Source organism: Nocardioides sp. LMS-CY (assembly GCF_018732145.1).
Lineage (GTDB): Bacteria > Actinomycetota > Actinomycetes > Propionibacteriales > Nocardioidaceae > Nocardioides > Nocardioides soli.
Genome location: NZ_CP076104.1, coordinates 2,316,520 through 2,330,923, shown reverse-complemented (window position 1 = coordinate 2,330,923; position 14,404 = coordinate 2,316,520). Strand labels below are relative to the sequence as shown.

At 72.8% G+C, this 14,404-nt stretch carries 16 protein-coding genes; 2 read left to right on the top strand and 14 right to left on the bottom strand.

Features of this window, described 5'->3' with window-relative positions:
- Nucleotides 1-163 precede the first annotated feature (163 nt).
- From lgt to trpC, 5 genes are read right to left on the bottom strand one after another with little or no spacing between them, the layout of a single operon-like run.
- Nucleotides 164-1,105: a prolipoprotein diacylglyceryl transferase gene (lgt, locus tag KM427_RS11290; RefSeq protein ID WP_215527238.1), complete on the bottom strand. Its 942-nt coding sequence runs from the start codon at nt 1,103-1,105 to the stop codon at nt 164-166.
- Nucleotides 1,106-1,112: 7 nt separating this feature from the next.
- Complete coding sequence (locus KM427_RS11285; protein ID WP_215527237.1) at nt 1,113-1,721, bottom strand: SCO family protein; 609 nt, start codon at nt 1,719-1,721, stop codon at nt 1,113-1,115.
- On the bottom strand, nt 1,714-2,538 hold the full coding sequence (gene trpA, locus KM427_RS11280; protein WP_215527236.1) for a tryptophan synthase subunit alpha: 825 nt from the start codon (nt 2,536-2,538) through the stop codon (nt 1,714-1,716). Before trpA ends, KM427_RS11285 begins: the two co-directional genes overlap by 8 nt.
- A complete protein-coding gene (gene trpB / locus KM427_RS11275; RefSeq protein WP_215527235.1) occupies nt 2,535-3,812 on the bottom strand; it encodes a tryptophan synthase subunit beta in 1,278 nt (425 codons plus the stop codon). Before trpB ends, trpA begins: the two co-directional genes overlap by 4 nt.
- Entirely contained in the window at nt 3,809-4,591 is a 783-nt protein-coding gene (gene trpC, locus KM427_RS11270; protein WP_215527234.1) for an indole-3-glycerol phosphate synthase TrpC, read from the bottom strand. Before trpC ends, trpB begins: the two co-directional genes overlap by 4 nt.
- A 138-nt stretch (nt 4,592-4,729) precedes the next feature.
- Here trpC and KM427_RS11265 point away from each other — a divergent pair, with 138 nt between their 5' ends.
- Nucleotides 4,730-5,074 carry a DUF4190 domain-containing protein gene (locus tag KM427_RS11265; RefSeq protein WP_183590342.1) on the top strand — a complete coding sequence of 115 codons (345 nt, stop codon included), beginning with the start codon at nt 4,730-4,732 and terminating at the stop codon, nt 5,072-5,074.
- 109 nt (nt 5,075-5,183) lie between these two features.
- On the opposite strand, the gene KM427_RS11260 is transcribed toward KM427_RS11265, so the two are convergent.
- The 6 genes from KM427_RS11260 to KM427_RS11235 form a co-directional block, all read right to left on the bottom strand.
- Entirely contained in the window at nt 5,184-5,630 is a 447-nt protein-coding gene (locus KM427_RS11260) for a DUF2752 domain-containing protein (protein ID WP_183590343.1), read from the bottom strand.
- A 22-nt stretch (nt 5,631-5,652) separates the two neighbouring features.
- Nucleotides 5,653-5,853: an HGxxPAAW family protein gene (locus KM427_RS11255; RefSeq protein WP_183590344.1), complete on the bottom strand. Its 201-nt coding sequence runs from the start codon at nt 5,851-5,853 to the stop codon at nt 5,653-5,655.
- Between the two features lie 263 nt (nt 5,854-6,116).
- The gene (locus KM427_RS11250; RefSeq protein WP_215527233.1) at nt 6,117-6,707 is read right to left on the bottom strand and encodes a Trp biosynthesis-associated membrane protein; all 591 of its coding nucleotides are present in this window, start codon (nt 6,705-6,707) and stop codon (nt 6,117-6,119) included.
- The gene (gene hisI, locus KM427_RS11245; protein ID WP_215527232.1) at nt 6,700-7,053 is read right to left on the bottom strand and encodes a phosphoribosyl-AMP cyclohydrolase; all 354 of its coding nucleotides are present in this window, start codon (nt 7,051-7,053) and stop codon (nt 6,700-6,702) included. The genes KM427_RS11250 and hisI overlap by 8 nt, the downstream gene beginning before the upstream one ends.
- 124 nt (nt 7,054-7,177) lie before the next feature.
- A complete protein-coding gene (locus KM427_RS11240) occupies nt 7,178-8,968 on the bottom strand; it encodes an ABC transporter ATP-binding protein (RefSeq protein WP_215527231.1) in 1,791 nt (596 codons plus the stop codon).
- Nucleotides 8,965-10,764, bottom strand: a complete 1,800-nt coding sequence (locus tag KM427_RS11235; protein ID WP_215527230.1) for an ABC transporter ATP-binding protein — start codon at nt 10,762-10,764, stop codon at nt 8,965-8,967. Before KM427_RS11235 ends, KM427_RS11240 begins: the two co-directional genes overlap by 4 nt.
- Before the next feature lie 131 nt (nt 10,765-10,895).
- Between KM427_RS11235 and KM427_RS11230 the strand changes: the two genes are divergently transcribed.
- The gene (locus KM427_RS11230; protein WP_215527229.1) at nt 10,896-11,525 is read left to right on the top strand and encodes a TIGR03085 family metal-binding protein; all 630 of its coding nucleotides are present in this window, start codon (nt 10,896-10,898) and stop codon (nt 11,523-11,525) included.
- A gap of 707 nt (nt 11,526-12,232) precedes the next feature.
- Here the strand turns inward: KM427_RS11230 and hisF are convergent.
- Genes hisF through hisH form a run of 3 tightly spaced genes read right to left on the bottom strand, consistent with a single transcriptional unit; the run spans nt 12,233 to nt 14,349 of the window.
- The gene (hisF, locus tag KM427_RS11225; RefSeq protein ID WP_215527228.1) at nt 12,233-12,994 is read right to left on the bottom strand and encodes an imidazole glycerol phosphate synthase subunit HisF; all 762 of its coding nucleotides are present in this window, start codon (nt 12,992-12,994) and stop codon (nt 12,233-12,235) included.
- Nucleotides 12,991-13,740 (bottom strand): bifunctional 1-(5-phosphoribosyl)-5-((5-phosphoribosylamino)methylideneamino)imidazole-4-carboxamide isomerase/phosphoribosylanthranilate isomerase PriA, encoded by a 750-nt coding sequence (gene priA, locus KM427_RS11220; RefSeq protein ID WP_215527227.1) that lies wholly within the window; start codon nt 13,738-13,740, stop codon nt 12,991-12,993. Before priA ends, hisF begins: the two co-directional genes overlap by 4 nt.
- 18 nt (nt 13,741-13,758) lie before the next feature.
- On the bottom strand, nt 13,759-14,349 hold the full coding sequence (gene hisH / locus KM427_RS11215) for an imidazole glycerol phosphate synthase subunit HisH (protein ID WP_502887155.1): 591 nt from the start codon (nt 14,347-14,349) through the stop codon (nt 13,759-13,761).
- Between the last annotated feature and the right edge of the window lie 55 nt (nt 14,350-14,404).

The following is a 14,404-nucleotide window of genomic DNA, read 5'->3' as shown; positions in this document are numbered from 1 at the left end:
GCCCGCGTGGACTCCACGACGCTGTCGAGGCCTCCGCCGGCGGTGTGATCAGTCCTGGTGGACCCGGTTCGAACTAGGCACGGGACGACATTGGCCCAAGCGGAGGGAAAAGACTAGCACCGGATGTGGCGCGATTCGTCCAACGGCGGACGGCTTCAGCCGCTCAGCGGGATGCGGGGTCGTCGGCCTCGCCGGGCTCCGAGGTCCCGTCCGCGGCGGACGACGCCTCCGAGGCGGACGACTCGTGCCGGGCCAGGGCCGCGTCGGTGTAGACCTGCTCCTCGCGGCCGGGCCGGCGGCGGGTGCTGACGACGAACCAGACCAGGGCGGCGACGAAGAGCACCAGCGAGGTCCACACGTTGAACCGCAGCCCGCCGACATCGTCGAGCTCGACGTTGTCGATGCGCAGCATCTCGATCCAGCCGCGACCGATCGTGTAGACCATGATGTAGAGCGCCACCACTCGACCGTGACCGAGCCGGAACCGGCGGTCCGCCCACACCAGCAGCGCGAAGCCCGCGAGGCACCACAGGCTCTCGTAGAGGAACGTCGGGTGGAAGGTCGTGCCGGGCTCGTAGCCGGCCCGGATCGCGACGTCGTCGCTGACCTCCAGCCCCCACGGCAGGTCGGTGGGCTTGCCGAAGAGCTCCTGGTTGAACCAGTTGCCCCAGCGGCCGATCGCCTGCGCGACCAGCACGCCGGGCGCCATCGCGTCGAGCACCGGCAGCAGCCTGATGCCCTTGCGCTTCGCGGCGATCACCGCACCGAGCGCGCCGAGCCCGATCGCACCCCACACGCCGAGTCCGCCGCGCCACACGTAGAGCGCCTCGACGGGGTTCGCCCCGGAGCCGAAGTAGAGGTCCTGGTCGGTGAGCACGTGGTAGAGCCGGCCACCGACCAGCCCGAACGGCACCGCCCAGATCGCGATGTCCTGGATGTCGCCCGCCCGGCCGCCGCGGGCCACCCAGCGCTTCTCGCCGATCCAGATGGCGGCGACGATGCCGAGGATGATCGCGAGCGCGTAGCCGCGGATCGGCAGCGGCCCGAGGTGCCAGACACCGGACGACGGGCTCGGGATCGAGAGCGCGGTGGCGAGCACGGTCATGGTGTCCTCAGTTCAGGAGCGTGTGGATGTCGGCGGCGAAGTCGGCGGACGACGTCGCCTCGCTCCAGTAGATCGTGCCCTCGTCGTCGGCGTCGACGCCGGTGATCGTGGTGCCGTGGGTGACGTCGTAGCCGCCCGAGGGCAGCCGCTCGCCCTGGGTGACGCCGACGCCCATCGGCTTCGCGACGGCCACGATCGTGTCGAGCTCACCCGTGAGGCCGACGAACGCCGGGTCGAAGTGCTCGAGGTAGCGCTTCAGCACGTCCTCGGTGTCGCGGGCCGGGTCGGTCGTCACGAACACCACGTCGACGCGGTCCCGGTCCTTCTCGTCGAGCCGCGTCATCGCCGTCGCGAGGTTGGACATCACCGTCTGGCAGATGTCCGGACAGTGCGTGTAGCCGTAGAACACCAGCGTGAGCGGCTTGTCGGTGTCGTCGGTGAGTGAGTACGGCTGGCCTGCGGTGTCGGTCAGCGGGGTCGAGGAGACCTCGAACGGCGGGTCGAGCACGGTGCCGCTGAGCCCGCCATCGTCGTCGCCGCCACCACAGGCGGCGAGTGGGAGGAGGAGAGCGGTCAGGGCGGCGGCCAAGCGGACGGGGCGGGGCCGGCTACGCACGTCGCACTCCCCTGGCCAGGTCCTCGGTCAGCCGGGCCAGGGCCCGCAGCCCCTCACCGGGCTCGTCGGGGTGGTCGAGAAGGGTGCGGACGAACGCCGAGCCGACGATCACCCCGTCGGCGCCGATCCCGTCCTTGGCGGCGATCTCGGCCGCCTGGGCGCCGTTGCTGACCCCGAGGCCGACGCCCACCGGCAGGTCGATGCCCTGCTGCGCGATCGCGGCCTTGGTGCGCGCGACCAGCGGGCCGGCGAGGTCGGAGGTGGACGTGCGGGTGCCGGTGACGCCCATGACCGCGGTGGCGTAGACGAACCCGCGACAGGCGGCCGTCGTCATCGCGATCCGCTCGTCGGTGGAGCTCGGCGCGACGAGGTAGACCTTGTCGAGGTCGTGCTCGTCGGCGGCCCGACTCCACGACGGGTCGGCGTCGGGGGTGATGTCGGGCGTGATGAGGCCCGCGCCGCCCGCGCTGGCGAGGTCGCGGGCGAACCGCTCCACGCCGTACCTCTCGACCGGGTTCCAGTAGGTCATCACCAGGGTGGGCGTGCCGGTGGCGGCGACCGCCTCGACCGTGCGCAGCACGTCCTTGGTGCGCACGCCGCGGTCGAGCGCCTGCTGCGCGGCGGCCTGGATGGTCGGACCGTCCATGACCGGGTCGCTGTAGGGCAGCCCGATCTCGATCACGTCGCAACCGGCGTCGACCAGCGTGCGCATCGCCTCGATGCCACCCGCGACGTCGGGGAAGCCGGCGGGCAGGTAGCCCACCAGCGCGGCGCGGCCCTCGGCCTTCGCCTTCGCGAAGGCGATGCTGCTGCTCACGCCCGTCCCTCCGTCTCGTCGGACGCACCGAGCTGGCTGTGCTCGTCGCTGCCGGCCTCGGCTTCGCCGAGCCGGAAGTACTCCAGCGCCGTGCCCATGTCCTTGTCGCCGCGCCCGGAGAGGTTGACCAGGATCGTCTGGCCGGGCCGCTCCTCGGCCAGCCGCAGCGCACCGGCCAGTGCATGGGCCGACTCGACGGCCGGGATGATGCCCTCGGTGCGCGACAGCAGCGCCATCGCGTCCATCGCCTCGGCATCGGTCACCGGGAGGTACGTCGCGCGCCCCACGTCGGCGAGGTGGGCGTGCTGCGGGCCGACCCCGGGGTAGTCGAGTCCGGCCGAGATCGAGTGCGACTCGATGGTCTGGCCGTCCTCGTCCTGGAGCACGAACGTGCGGGCGCCGTGGAGCACCCCGCGGTCGCCGGCGTAGATGGTCGCCGCGTGCCGACCCGTGTCGAAGCCGTCGCCGCCGGCCTCGAAGCCGTAGACGTCGACGTCCGCGTCGTCGAGGAACGCGGTGAACAGCCCGATCGCGTTGGAGCCACCGCCGACGCAGGCCGCGATCGCGTCGGGCAGCACGCCGTACTGCTCCAGGCACTGGGCGCGCGCCTCGTCGCCGATGCCGCGGCAGAACTCGCGGACCAGGCTCGGGAAGGGGTGCGGGCCGGCGGCGGTGCCGAAGAGGTACGCCGTGTGGTCGACGCTCGCGACCCAGTCGCGCAGTGCCTCGTTGATCGCGTCCTTGAGCGTGGCGCTGCCGGAGTCGACCGCGACAACCTTGGCGCCGAGCAGGTTCATCCGGGCGACGTTGAGCGCCTGCCGCTTGGTGTCGACCGAGCCCATGTAGACCGTGCAGTCGAGACCGAAGTACGCCGCGGCGGTCGCGCTCGCGACACCGTGCTGGCCGGCGCCGGTCTCGGCGATCACGCGAGTCTTGCCCATCCGCTTGGTGAGCAGCGCCTGGCCGAGCACGTTGCGGATCTTGTGCGCGCCGGTGTGGTTGAGGTCCTCGCGCTTGAGCAGGATCCGGGCACCGACGCGCTCGCTGAGCCGCTCGGCGTGGTAGAGCGGGCTCGGGACGCCGGCGTACTCGCGCAGGATCCGCTCGAAGTCCGCCGTGAACGACGGGTCGGCCATCGCCTCGTGCCACGCCACCGTCAGCTCGTCCAGCGCGGCGACCAGGGCCTCGGGCATGAAGCGCCCGCCGAACCCGGACTCGGCGCCGCCGAACCACCCGTGCTCGTCGGCGTCGAAGCCCGCGAGGTGGGCCGTCATGCAGTCACTCCTGTCATCGCGGCGACCGCGGCCTGCGGGTCGCCGTCCTTCACCAGTGCCTCGCCGACGAGCACCGCGCGGGCACCCTCGGACACGAAGCGCTTCACGTCCACGGGGCCGAAGATGCCGCTCTCGGCGACCTTGACCCGATCGTCGGGCACCAGCGGTGCGAGCCGGCCGAAAGTGTCGGCGTGGATCTCGAGCGTCTTGAGGTTGCGGGCGTTGACGCCGACCAGCTCGGCGCCGAGGTCGACCGCGCGCGCGGTCTCGGCCTCGTCGTGCACCTCGACCAGCACGGTCAGCCCGAGCTCGCGGGCGTCGTCGTGGAGCCGGCGCAGGGTGTCGTCGTCGAGCGCCGCGACGATGAGCAGCGCGAGGTCGGCGCCGGCGGCGCGCGCCTCGACCAGCTGGTAGGTCGTGACGATGAAGTCCTTGCGCAGGATCGGGACGTCCACCGCGGCCCGGACCGCGCGCAGGTCGTCGAGGCTGCCCCCGAACCTGCGCTGCTCGGTGAGCACGCTGATCGCGGCGGCCCCGCCCGCGGCGTACCGCTGGGCGAGCTCGGACGGGTCCGGGATGTCCGCGAGCGCGCCCTTGCTGGGGCTGCGCCGCTTGACCTCGGCGATCACGCTCGAGCCGGGCGCGCGGAAGTGCGGCATCGGGTCGCGCGGCGGGTCGACGTCGGCGAGCGCGGCCCGCAGGTCGGCGAGGCTGGTGCGGGACTCCCGCTCGGCGAGGTCGATGCGCACCCCGGCGACGATGTCGTCGAGCACGGACATGCTGGTCTCTCCCACCGGACTGGCCACGGACTGCGGACGGACCCCAGTCTCCCACGCGACATGAAGCACCCGAGCGTGGGTAGTGTCCGCTGAACACGGACCCGACAGACGGACGGGGCCGACCAGAGAGGAACCCCCGTGAGCTACTCCGACCCGCCGCCCCCGCCGCCGCAGTACGGCGCGCCGCAGCCGCCGATGGGCGGCATGCCCCCGAAGACCTCGGGCATGGCGGTCACCTCGCTGGTGCTCGGCATCATCGGCGCCATCCCCTGCTTCTGGGGCTGCCTGATCTTCTCGATCCTCGGCATCGTGTTCGGCCAGCTGGGCAAGAAGGACATCCGCGAGTCCGCGGGCGCCAAGAAGGGCGACGGCCTCGCGCAGTGGGGCTTCATCCTCGGCATCATCGGCGTCGCGCTGGGTGCCGTCTACTGGATCCTGGTCGCGACCGGGGTCATCGACATCACCTACGACACCAGCGCCTGACGGTCGTCGGTGAGACGTACGTGACTCGGGCCCGGCCACGCGGCCGGGCCCGAGTCACGTCCGCTCGGCACGAGCGGTCGGGCAGACCATCGGTCGGTCGGACCGGCGCTCAGGGCGCGAGCCAGGATCCCGCCGGCAGGTTGCGCAGCACCGTGAAGACCGCGAGCAGCGCCAGCCCCGCGTAGGCCGCCGGGCGGACCAGGCGCATCGGTGGCCGGACGGTGACGCCCCGCCAGCGGGCCACGGCCCAGGTGCCGAGACCGATCACGACCAGCGGCACCAGCGCCACGAACAGCAGGTTGCTCGACGCTGCCGCGCCGATCTCGCCATTGGTCAGGTCGTTGACGGCCCGCAGGCCACCGCAGCCGGGGCAGGAGAAGCCCAGCGCGGCGCTCGGACACACCCCCCACGCGCCCTGCTGGTGCGGGTCGCGCAGGTGCAGGGCGAGCGTGGCGAGGCCGAGCCCGCCGATGACGATCGCCGGTCCGCGGACCCGCCGCCACCGGCTCTCGGCGTACGCCGCCCCCGCGGGCGGGGCCGGCGCGGTGGCGGTCATGGTGTCGTGCCGCGGTCGGCGGTCAGCTGCCCGACTCGTGGAAGCCGAGCTTGGCCATCACCGCGAAGATCACCAGCGAGGCGACAGCGAGCCCGACGCCCACCCAGAAGATCGGCCACTTGATCGGGTCGAACAGCATCCCGGCGGCGCCGACGACGAACCCGAGCATGGCTACCGTGACGAACGTCCAGGCCGCAGGGGTATTGCCGTGGTGTGCAGACATGCAAGGCTCCTCGAGCACAGTCTCGTGTGATGGGCACGCGTGATGGTGCGGGGACAGTCTATTCAGGTGCGCTTCCGGGCCGGCCACCGGCTCAGCCTCGATCCACCGATTTGCGGCGTCGCGAGCGTCACCAGGCGGGTGTGCTGGCCAGGCACCGGCGCGAGCGTCGTACTGGTTGTCCGTTGAGCGTCGGTAACGCAGCCAGCGCGCCCGAATGGTGACGCGCAGCAGGCGGAAATCGGTGGATCGCGGCTCAGCCCGGATCAGTCGGTCGGGTCGCGGCCCTCGTCCATCGCCTTCCAGAGGTCGATGCTGCTCTGCTCCTCGGGCGGGGCGGTCGAGGTCGGCTCGGACGCCCCGGGCGCGTCGTACCGGGTGCCCATCTCCGGCCACGTGGGCGTCCAGAGGAACGCCAGCGCCGCGCACACGACGGAGACGCAGGCCGCGGCGAGCGCTGCCCAGTACCACGCGGTGTGCGAGATCTGGACGTCGGTGACGCCGACCTGGGCGAGCTCGTCGCGCAGGTCGTCACTCACCTGACCGAAGGCGACCAGCACCCCCACCAGGGCGCCGTCGGCAGCCAGGGAGCCCAGCAGGGCCACCGCCCGGCGCACCCGCCCTCGGGTCACCAGCACCACGCCCCAGCAGGCAAGCACGACCAGGGCGAGCGCCGTCACCAGCGGCATCGTGCCCTCGAAGGTGAGCGTCAGCACGCTGCCGGCGCCGGTGCCGGAGGCTCCCCCGTTGACCGCCGGCTTGTTGGCCGCGATGGCGGTCAGGCCGGCCGAGGCGAGGCCGAGCAGCACGACCGGCCCGAAGGCGCGCCGCCGGGTGGAGGGGGTCGGCTCAGTCATCTGCGAGCTCGTGGAGCAGCGCGGCGTCGAAGCAGGTGCGGTCGCCGGTGTGGCACGCCGCGCCGACCTGGTCGACCCTGACCAGCAGCGTGTCGCCGTCGCAGTCGAGCCGGATCTCCTTGACCCACTGGACGTGGCCGGAGGTGTCCCCCTTGGCCCAGTACTCCTGGCGGGAGCGACTCCAGTAGGTCGCCCGGCCCGTCTCGATCGTCCGGGCCAGCGCCTCGTCGTCCATCCAGCCGAGCATCAGCACCTCGCCGGTGTCGTGCTGCTGCGCCACCGCGGGCACGAGGCCCTCCGCGGTGCGCTTGAGCCGGGCGGCGATGGCGGGGTCGAGGGTGGTCACCGGGTCATTATCTCGCGCGGGTGGTTTCGAGGCTCAGGCGCGGGGCGCCTTCGCACCTCAACCACCGTGGCGGTGGTTGAGGTGCGAGGGCCGCCAGGCCCGGGCCTCGAAACCACCCACGCCGTCACGAGCCCTGCTGCGCCACCCAGGAGCGGTGCAGGCCGGCGTACACCGAACCCTCCTGCGCGACGAGCACCGCGTGCGGTCCGCGCTGGACGATCCGGCCGCGGTCGACGACGACCACCTCGTCGGCGGCCTCGGCGGTCGAGAGCCGGTGTGCGATCGTGACGCTGGTGCGGCTCTGCATCAGCCGCTCGAGGGCCCGACCGATGCGCATCTCCAGGGCCGGGTCGACGGCGCTGGTCGCCTCGTCGAGGACCAGCAGGTCGGGATCGGCGAGCTGCGCGCGCAGCAGCGCGACCAACTGTCGCTCCCCCGCCGACAGCGACTCGCCACGCTGACCGACCCGGGTCTCGAGCCCGTCGGGCAGGCCCGCCAGCCAGTCGCCGAAGCCGAGCTCGTCGGCGGCCGCGGCGATCTGCGCGTCGGTCGCGTCGAGCCGGCCGTAGCGCACGTTGCTGGCCAGGGTGTCGTCGAAGAGGAAGCCCTCCTGCGGCACCAGCACCACGCTGCGCCGCAGCGACTCCTGCGCGATCTGGCGCACGTCGACGCCGTCGAGGGCGATCGAGCCCTCGCTCGGGTCCATCAGCCGGGTCAGCAGCTTGGCGATCGTGGACTTGCCCGAGCCGGTCTCGCCGACGACGGCGACCCGGGTGCCGCCCGGGATGTCGAGATCGAGGTCGCGGAGCACGGGCGGACCGCCGGGGTAGGCGAAGGTGACGTCGCGGAACGACACGTCGATCGGTCCGCGGGGCAGCACCTGCCCCGACTCGCCCGGGTCGACGAGGTCGGCGGGCGTCTCCAGGATGCCGATCACCCGGCGCCAGCTGACCAGGGCGTTCTGGGCGTCGGTGAGGATCTGGGTGCCCATCTGCACCGGGCCGACGAAGAGCGTCACCAGGAACGCGAACGCGAGCACCTTGCCGGCCGTCATCTCCCCGGCGAAGCCGAGCTGGATGCCGACGATCAGCGTGCCGGCGTTGGCCAGGCCGGCGGAGATGCCGCCGAGCGAGAACGACACGACCGTGAACTTCTGGGCCTGGGTGCTCGCGGTCTTGAACTCGTCGATCGCCTCGTCGATCCGGGCCTGGGTGCGGTCCTCGATCGCGTAGGACTTCACGACCGCGGCGCCCACGACCGGCTCGGAGATGGCCGAGAGCATCACGGCGACCTGGCGCCGGACCACGCCGTAGGCGTCGGACAGCTTGCGCTGGAAGTACCGGATCGAGGCGAAGAGCGGCGCGAAGCAGACCCACACGACGATCGCCAGCTGCCAGCTGTAGACGAGCATCACGATGGTCGCGATGATCACCTGGCAGCAGCTGACGATCAGCAGCAGCCCGCCGAAGACGAGGAACTGGCTGACCTGGTCGACATCGCTGGTGACCCGCGAGACGAGGGCCCCGCGGCGCTCGGTGTTCTGGGTGAGCAGCGGCAGGTCGTGGACGTGCCGGAAGGCCTTGATCCGCAGGGTCGCGAGGCCGCGCTCGGAGACGGTGAACAGCCGCGCGGTCATGAGGTACGACGCCCAGCTCGTCACCAGGATCGCGGCGGCGGCCGCGACCCCCATCAGCACGGTGAACGAGACGTCGGGGCCGTCCGGGCCGTTGAGCCCGCGGTCGAGCGTCTGCTGGACCGCGATCGGCACCACGACCTGGCCGATCGCGGCCACGAACGCGAGCGTGATGGTCCAGCCGAGACCGTCCTTGAGCTCGGGCGAGACCCGCACGCCCCGGCGGACGGTGTCGAAGCCACCGATCTGCTCGCCGGTGTCGAAGGTGGTGCTCGTGCTCATACCGTGTTCTCCCCCACCAGTTCGCCCTGGCCCTGCTCGTAGGCGTTGACCAGGCGGGCGTACGCCGGGCTGCGGTCGAGCAGCTCGGCATGGGTACCGCGGTCGGCGATCCGGCCGTCGTCGAGGTGCACGACCTCGTCGGCCAGCCCGATCGTGGCCTTGCGGTAGGCGACGACGACCAGGCTGCTGCCGTGGTCGTTGCTGCGCAGCGCCTCGAGGATCCGGGCCTCGACCTCGGGGTCGACCGCGGACGTCGCGTCGTCGAGGACCAGCAGGCGCGGGCGGCGTACCAGGGCCCGGGCCAGCGAGATGCGCTGGCGCTGCCCGCCGGAGAGGGACGTGCCGCGCTCACCGAGCCGGGAGTCGAGCCCGTGCGGGAGCGCGGCGACGAACCCGTCGGCCTGCGCCGCGCGGAGCGCCGCCCAGACGTCGTCGTCGGGGACCTCGGCCCCCAGCGTGACGTTGCCCCGGACGGTGTCGTCGAAGAGGAACGCCGTCTGCGGGACCACGGCGACGACCTCGGCGAGCTCGCCCTTGCCGAGGTCGCGCAGGTCGGTGCCGTCGAGCAGCAGCCGCCCCTCGTCGGGGTCGACCAGCCGCGCGATCAGGGTGGTGAGCGTGGTCTTGCCGGACGCGGTGGCACCGACGAGCGCGACGGTGCGTCCGGGCTCGACGGTGAAGGACACGTCCTCGAGGAGCGGCTGGTCGGCGGCGTAGCGGTAGCCCAGGTCGACGACGTCGAGCCGCGCACCGGCCCGCGCGGACCGGTCGACCGTCCGGTCGCCGTACGGCATCGCGCCGGTCGCCCGGAGCACGGAGCGCGCCCGGTGGTAGCCGACCACGCTGCGTGGGAACTCCCCCAGCAGCCAGCCGATCGAGCGGATCGGGAACGAGACGACCGTGAGCAGGTAGGCGACGGTCACCACGTCGCCGGGCGCGGTGGCGCCGGAGAGCACGCGGCTGACGCCGACGGCGAGCACCACGAGGACGCCCAGGTTGGGCAGTGCGGCCAGGGCCGGATCGAAGGCGGCGCGGATCCGGCCGGCGCGGATGTTGACGTCGCGCAGCTCGCGGGCCTTCTCGGCGAACCGGGCGGTCTCCTCCGACTCCCGACCCAGCGTCTTGACGACCATCGCGCCGTCGAAGGACTCGTGCGCGACCTCGCTGAGCTCGGCCCGCAGCTGCTGCGCCTTGGTCATGAGCGGGGAGGCGAGCCGCTGGTAGGCGAGGTTGGCGACCACGACCGCCGGGAAGACCATCAGCCCGACCAGGGCCATCACGACGTCGGCGGCGAACATCTGGGCGACCGCGATCACCATCATCGCGAGCGTGCCGACCGCCATCGGGAGCGGCGCGATCGGGCCCCAGGCCGCCTCGACGTCGGAGTTGGCGTTGGAGAGCAGCTCACCGGTGGGGTGCCGCTGGTGCCACGCCATCGGCAGCGCGAGGTACTGCCGGGTCACGGCCCGGCGGGTGTGCGCCTGCATGCGGTACTGCATGATGCCCGCGCCCAGGCGGCGCGCGACGATGCCGACCGCGCGCAGCAGCGCCACCCCGAAGAAGAGCGCGAACACCGCGACCAGCAGGTCGGCGCCGATCTCGCCGCGCTCGAACGCGGGCAGCACCACGTGGTCGGTCGACCACCCCAGCACCCAGGCGTCGGCGACGGTCAGCGCGCCGAAGAGCACGCTGCCGATCGTCGACAGCGTGAAGATCCACGGCTCCCGACGGATCGCGACGGCCAGGACCCGGAACCCGTCCGTCGTGGTCCCCCGCCTGCTGCGCCTGTCGCTCACTACCCGCTCGTCCCCGTCCGTACCCGTCTGCCCGCGGGGAACCCCGCCGCCCGGCCAGGCTATTCCCACGCGCGGACATCGGGCGTCGTGATCGCCGTCCCGCCCGCCGCGTGCCGCCGTATGCTCCGGTGGTGACCGACTCGCTCTCGCGCCGTGAACGGGCCGCCCTGTGCGACCTTGCGCTCGAGGTCGGTGCGGAGTCGCCGACGCTGTGTGCCGGGTGGAACGCCCAGGACCTCGTGGTGCACCTCCTGGTGCGCGAGCGCAGACCGCTCGCCGCCGCGGGCATCGTGCTGTCGCCGTTCGCGAGGTTCACCGACCACGCCTCCCGCTCCGTGGGCCGGCGGGAGTACGACGAGCTCGTCGCGCGGCTCCGCTCGCCCGGCGCCATGTTCGCGGTGCCCGCCGTCGACCGGGCCGCGAACACCCTCGAGTTCCTCGTGCACCACGAGGACCTGCGCCGCGGCCGCACCGGCTGGCAGCCCCGATCCCTCGACCCCGCCGACGTCGACGAGCTGTGGTCGCGACTGGCCCGCTCGATGTCGTTCATCGGGCGCAGGCTCCCGGTGCCCGTCGTCCTGCGCCGCCGCGACACCGGCGCGACCACCGTCGCCCGAGCGGGCGACGACCCGGTGACGATCACCGGCGACGTCGTCGAGCTGATCCTCTTCCTCTTCGGGCGCTCGGCCGTGGTCGGCCTCGAGCTCGACGGCCCCGACGACGCGGTCGCCACGCTCCGGGCGGCGGACCTCGGGGCGTAGTCGGTTTCGGGGGTGGTCGGTGGGGGCGCCCGCGGTGGCCGGCCGGCTCCGCTGGCGCCGCGACCGCGGCTCCCCTCGTTTCCCCGGCCGCCCGGGGAAACGGCGAGACACGCCGATGACCCGCCGGGGTGGTCAGGGGAAGCGACGGCGACACGCCGGGGTACGACGGCGTGTCGGGCTCGCTTTGCCTGACCGGCCCGCGATGCGCGCCGGGGCTGCAGCGACGCCTGGGCGGCGACTGTCTGGTGGGCGACTGTCTGGTGGGCGACTGTCTGGTGGGCGACTGTCTGGTGGGCGACTGTCTGGTGGGCGACTGTCTGGTGGGCGACTGGCCTGGTGGTTTCGAGGCTCAGGCGCCAGTGCGCCTTCGCACCTCAACCACCGTGCCGACGCCGTCGCACCTCAACCACCGTGCCGACGCCGTCGCACCTCAACCACCGTGCCGACGCCGTCGCCACGGCGGCGCCCCACCGCCCCGAGGGCTAGGCTGCCGGGACCATCGACCGCGAGGAGCAGCCGTGCTGTTGTGGACCATCATCGGGATCGCCGCACTGATCCTCGCCGGTGGGCGTTCTGGCCACGCCGGCGCGGCCTCGCGGACGCCGAGGTGGATCGGGCGCGGCGCACGGTCCAGGGCCGCGGCGAGAGCTACAACAACCCGTCCGGTCCCAACTTCAGCGGACCGTTCTGAGCGGGCCGGCGAGGGCTCAGCGGACCGGGTGACCCGCCCCGGCGAGCGCCGCCTTCACGTCGGCGATCCGCAGCGTGCCGAAGTGGAAGACGGTGGCCGCGAGCACGGCGTCCGCGCCGGCCGCGACGGCCGGCGGGAAGTGCTCGGTCGCACCGGCGCCGCCGGAGGCGATCACCGGGATCGCGACCTCGCGGCGTACGGCCCGGATCAGCTCGAGGTCGAAGCCGTCCTGGGTCCCGTCGGCGTCCATCGCGTTGAGCAGGATCTCCCCGGCGCCGAGCTCGGTCGCGCGGACGGCCCACTCGACCGCGTCCAGGCCGGCCGACCGGCGACCGCCGTGGGTGGTCACCTCGAAACCGGACGGTGTCCCCGCCGCGCGGCGCGCGTCGACCGACAGCACCAGCACCTGGTTGCCGAACCGGTCCGCGATCTCGGCGACCAGCTCGGGTCGGTTGATCGCGGCCGTGTTGACCGCGACCTTGTCGGCGCCGGCGCGCAGCAGCCGGTCGACGTCCTCGACGGAGGACACTCCGCCGCCGACGGTGAGCGGGATGAAGACCTCCTCCGCGGTCTTCGACACGATCTCCATCGTGGTCGCCCGGCCCTCGTGGGAGGCCGAGATGTCGAGGAAGGTCAGCTCGTCGGCACCCTCCGCGTCGTAGGTCCGCGCCAGCTCGACGGGGTCGCCGGCATCGCGCAGCTCCTTGAAGTTGATGCCCTTGACCACCCGCCCGGCGTCGACGTCCAGGCACGGGATCACGCGTACGGCGAGGGTCACGACGCGCCCCGGGTGAGCGCGAGCGCGTCCTCGAGGGTGAAGCGGCCCTCGTAGAGAGCGGTGCCGGCGATCGCACCCTCGACCCCTCCCGGAGCTCCGGCGGGGCGCACCAGCGACATCAGCGCACGGATGTCGTCGAGCGTCGTCACGCCGCCGGACGCCACGACCGGCGCGGACGTCGCGGCGCAGACGTCCTCCAGCAGCTGGAGGTTGGGCCCCTGGAGCATGCCGTCCTTGTTGACGTCGGTGACGACGTACCGCGCGCAGCCCTCGGAGTCGAGCCGAGCCAGCGTCTCGTAGAGGTCGCCGCCCTCCTTGGTCCAGCCGCGGGCGGCGAGCGTCCGGCCGCGTACGTCGAGGCCGATCGCGACCCGGTCGCCGTGCTCGGCGATCACCCGGGCGCACCACTCGGGCTGCTCGAGCGCGGCGGTGCCGATGTTGACCCGGCGGCAGCCGGTGGCGAGCGCGGCCTCCAGCGACTCGTCGTCGCGGATGCCGCCGCTCATCTCGACCTGGATGTCCAGCGCCCCGACGATCTGCGCCTGCAGCTCGCGGTTGGAGCCGCGGCCGAACGCCGCGTCGAGGTCGACCAGGTGGATCCACTCCGCACCGGCGTCCTGCCACCGCATCGCGGCCGCGATCGGGTCGCCGTACGTGCGCTCGGAGCCGGCGACGCCCTGGGCGAGCTGGACGGCTCGCCCCTCGGTGATGTCGACGGCAGGCAGCAGCTCGAGGTAGTCACTCATCTTCGTCTCTTCGATCGTTCAGTCGGATGTGGTCAGCGAGTTCACCCAGTTGCGCAGCAGCGCGGCGCCGGCGTCACCGGACTTCTCGGGGTGGAACTGGGTCGCGCTCAGCGGGCCGTTCTCGACGGCGGCGACGAAGCGGTCCCCGCCGTGCTCGGCCCAGGTCACCAGGGGCGCCTTGGTGCGGTCGTTGGTGACAAGGGTCCAGTCGCGCACACCGTAGGAGTGCACGAAGTAGAAGCGCTCGTCCGCGATGCCCGCGAAGAGAGAGCTCCCCTGTGCGACATCGACCGTGTTCCACCCCATGTGCGGCACCACCGGAGCCTGCAAGCGCTCGACGACGCCCGGCCACTCGTCGCAGCCCTCGGTCTCGACGCCGTGCTCCACGCCGCTGGCGAAGAGGATCTGCATGCCGACGCAGATGCCGAGCACCGGACGGCCCCCGGCGAGCCGGCGGCCGATGATCCGCTCACCCTTGATCGCCCGCAGCCCGGCCATGCAGGCGGCGTACGCGCCCACGCCCGGGACGACGAGGCCGTCGGCCGCCAGCGCCGTGTCGAAGTCGCTGGTGAGCGTCACCTCGGCGCCGGCGCGCTCGACCGCGCGCACGGCGGAGCGGAGGTTCCCCGACCCGTAGTCGAGGACGACGACGCCGGGCCTGGTG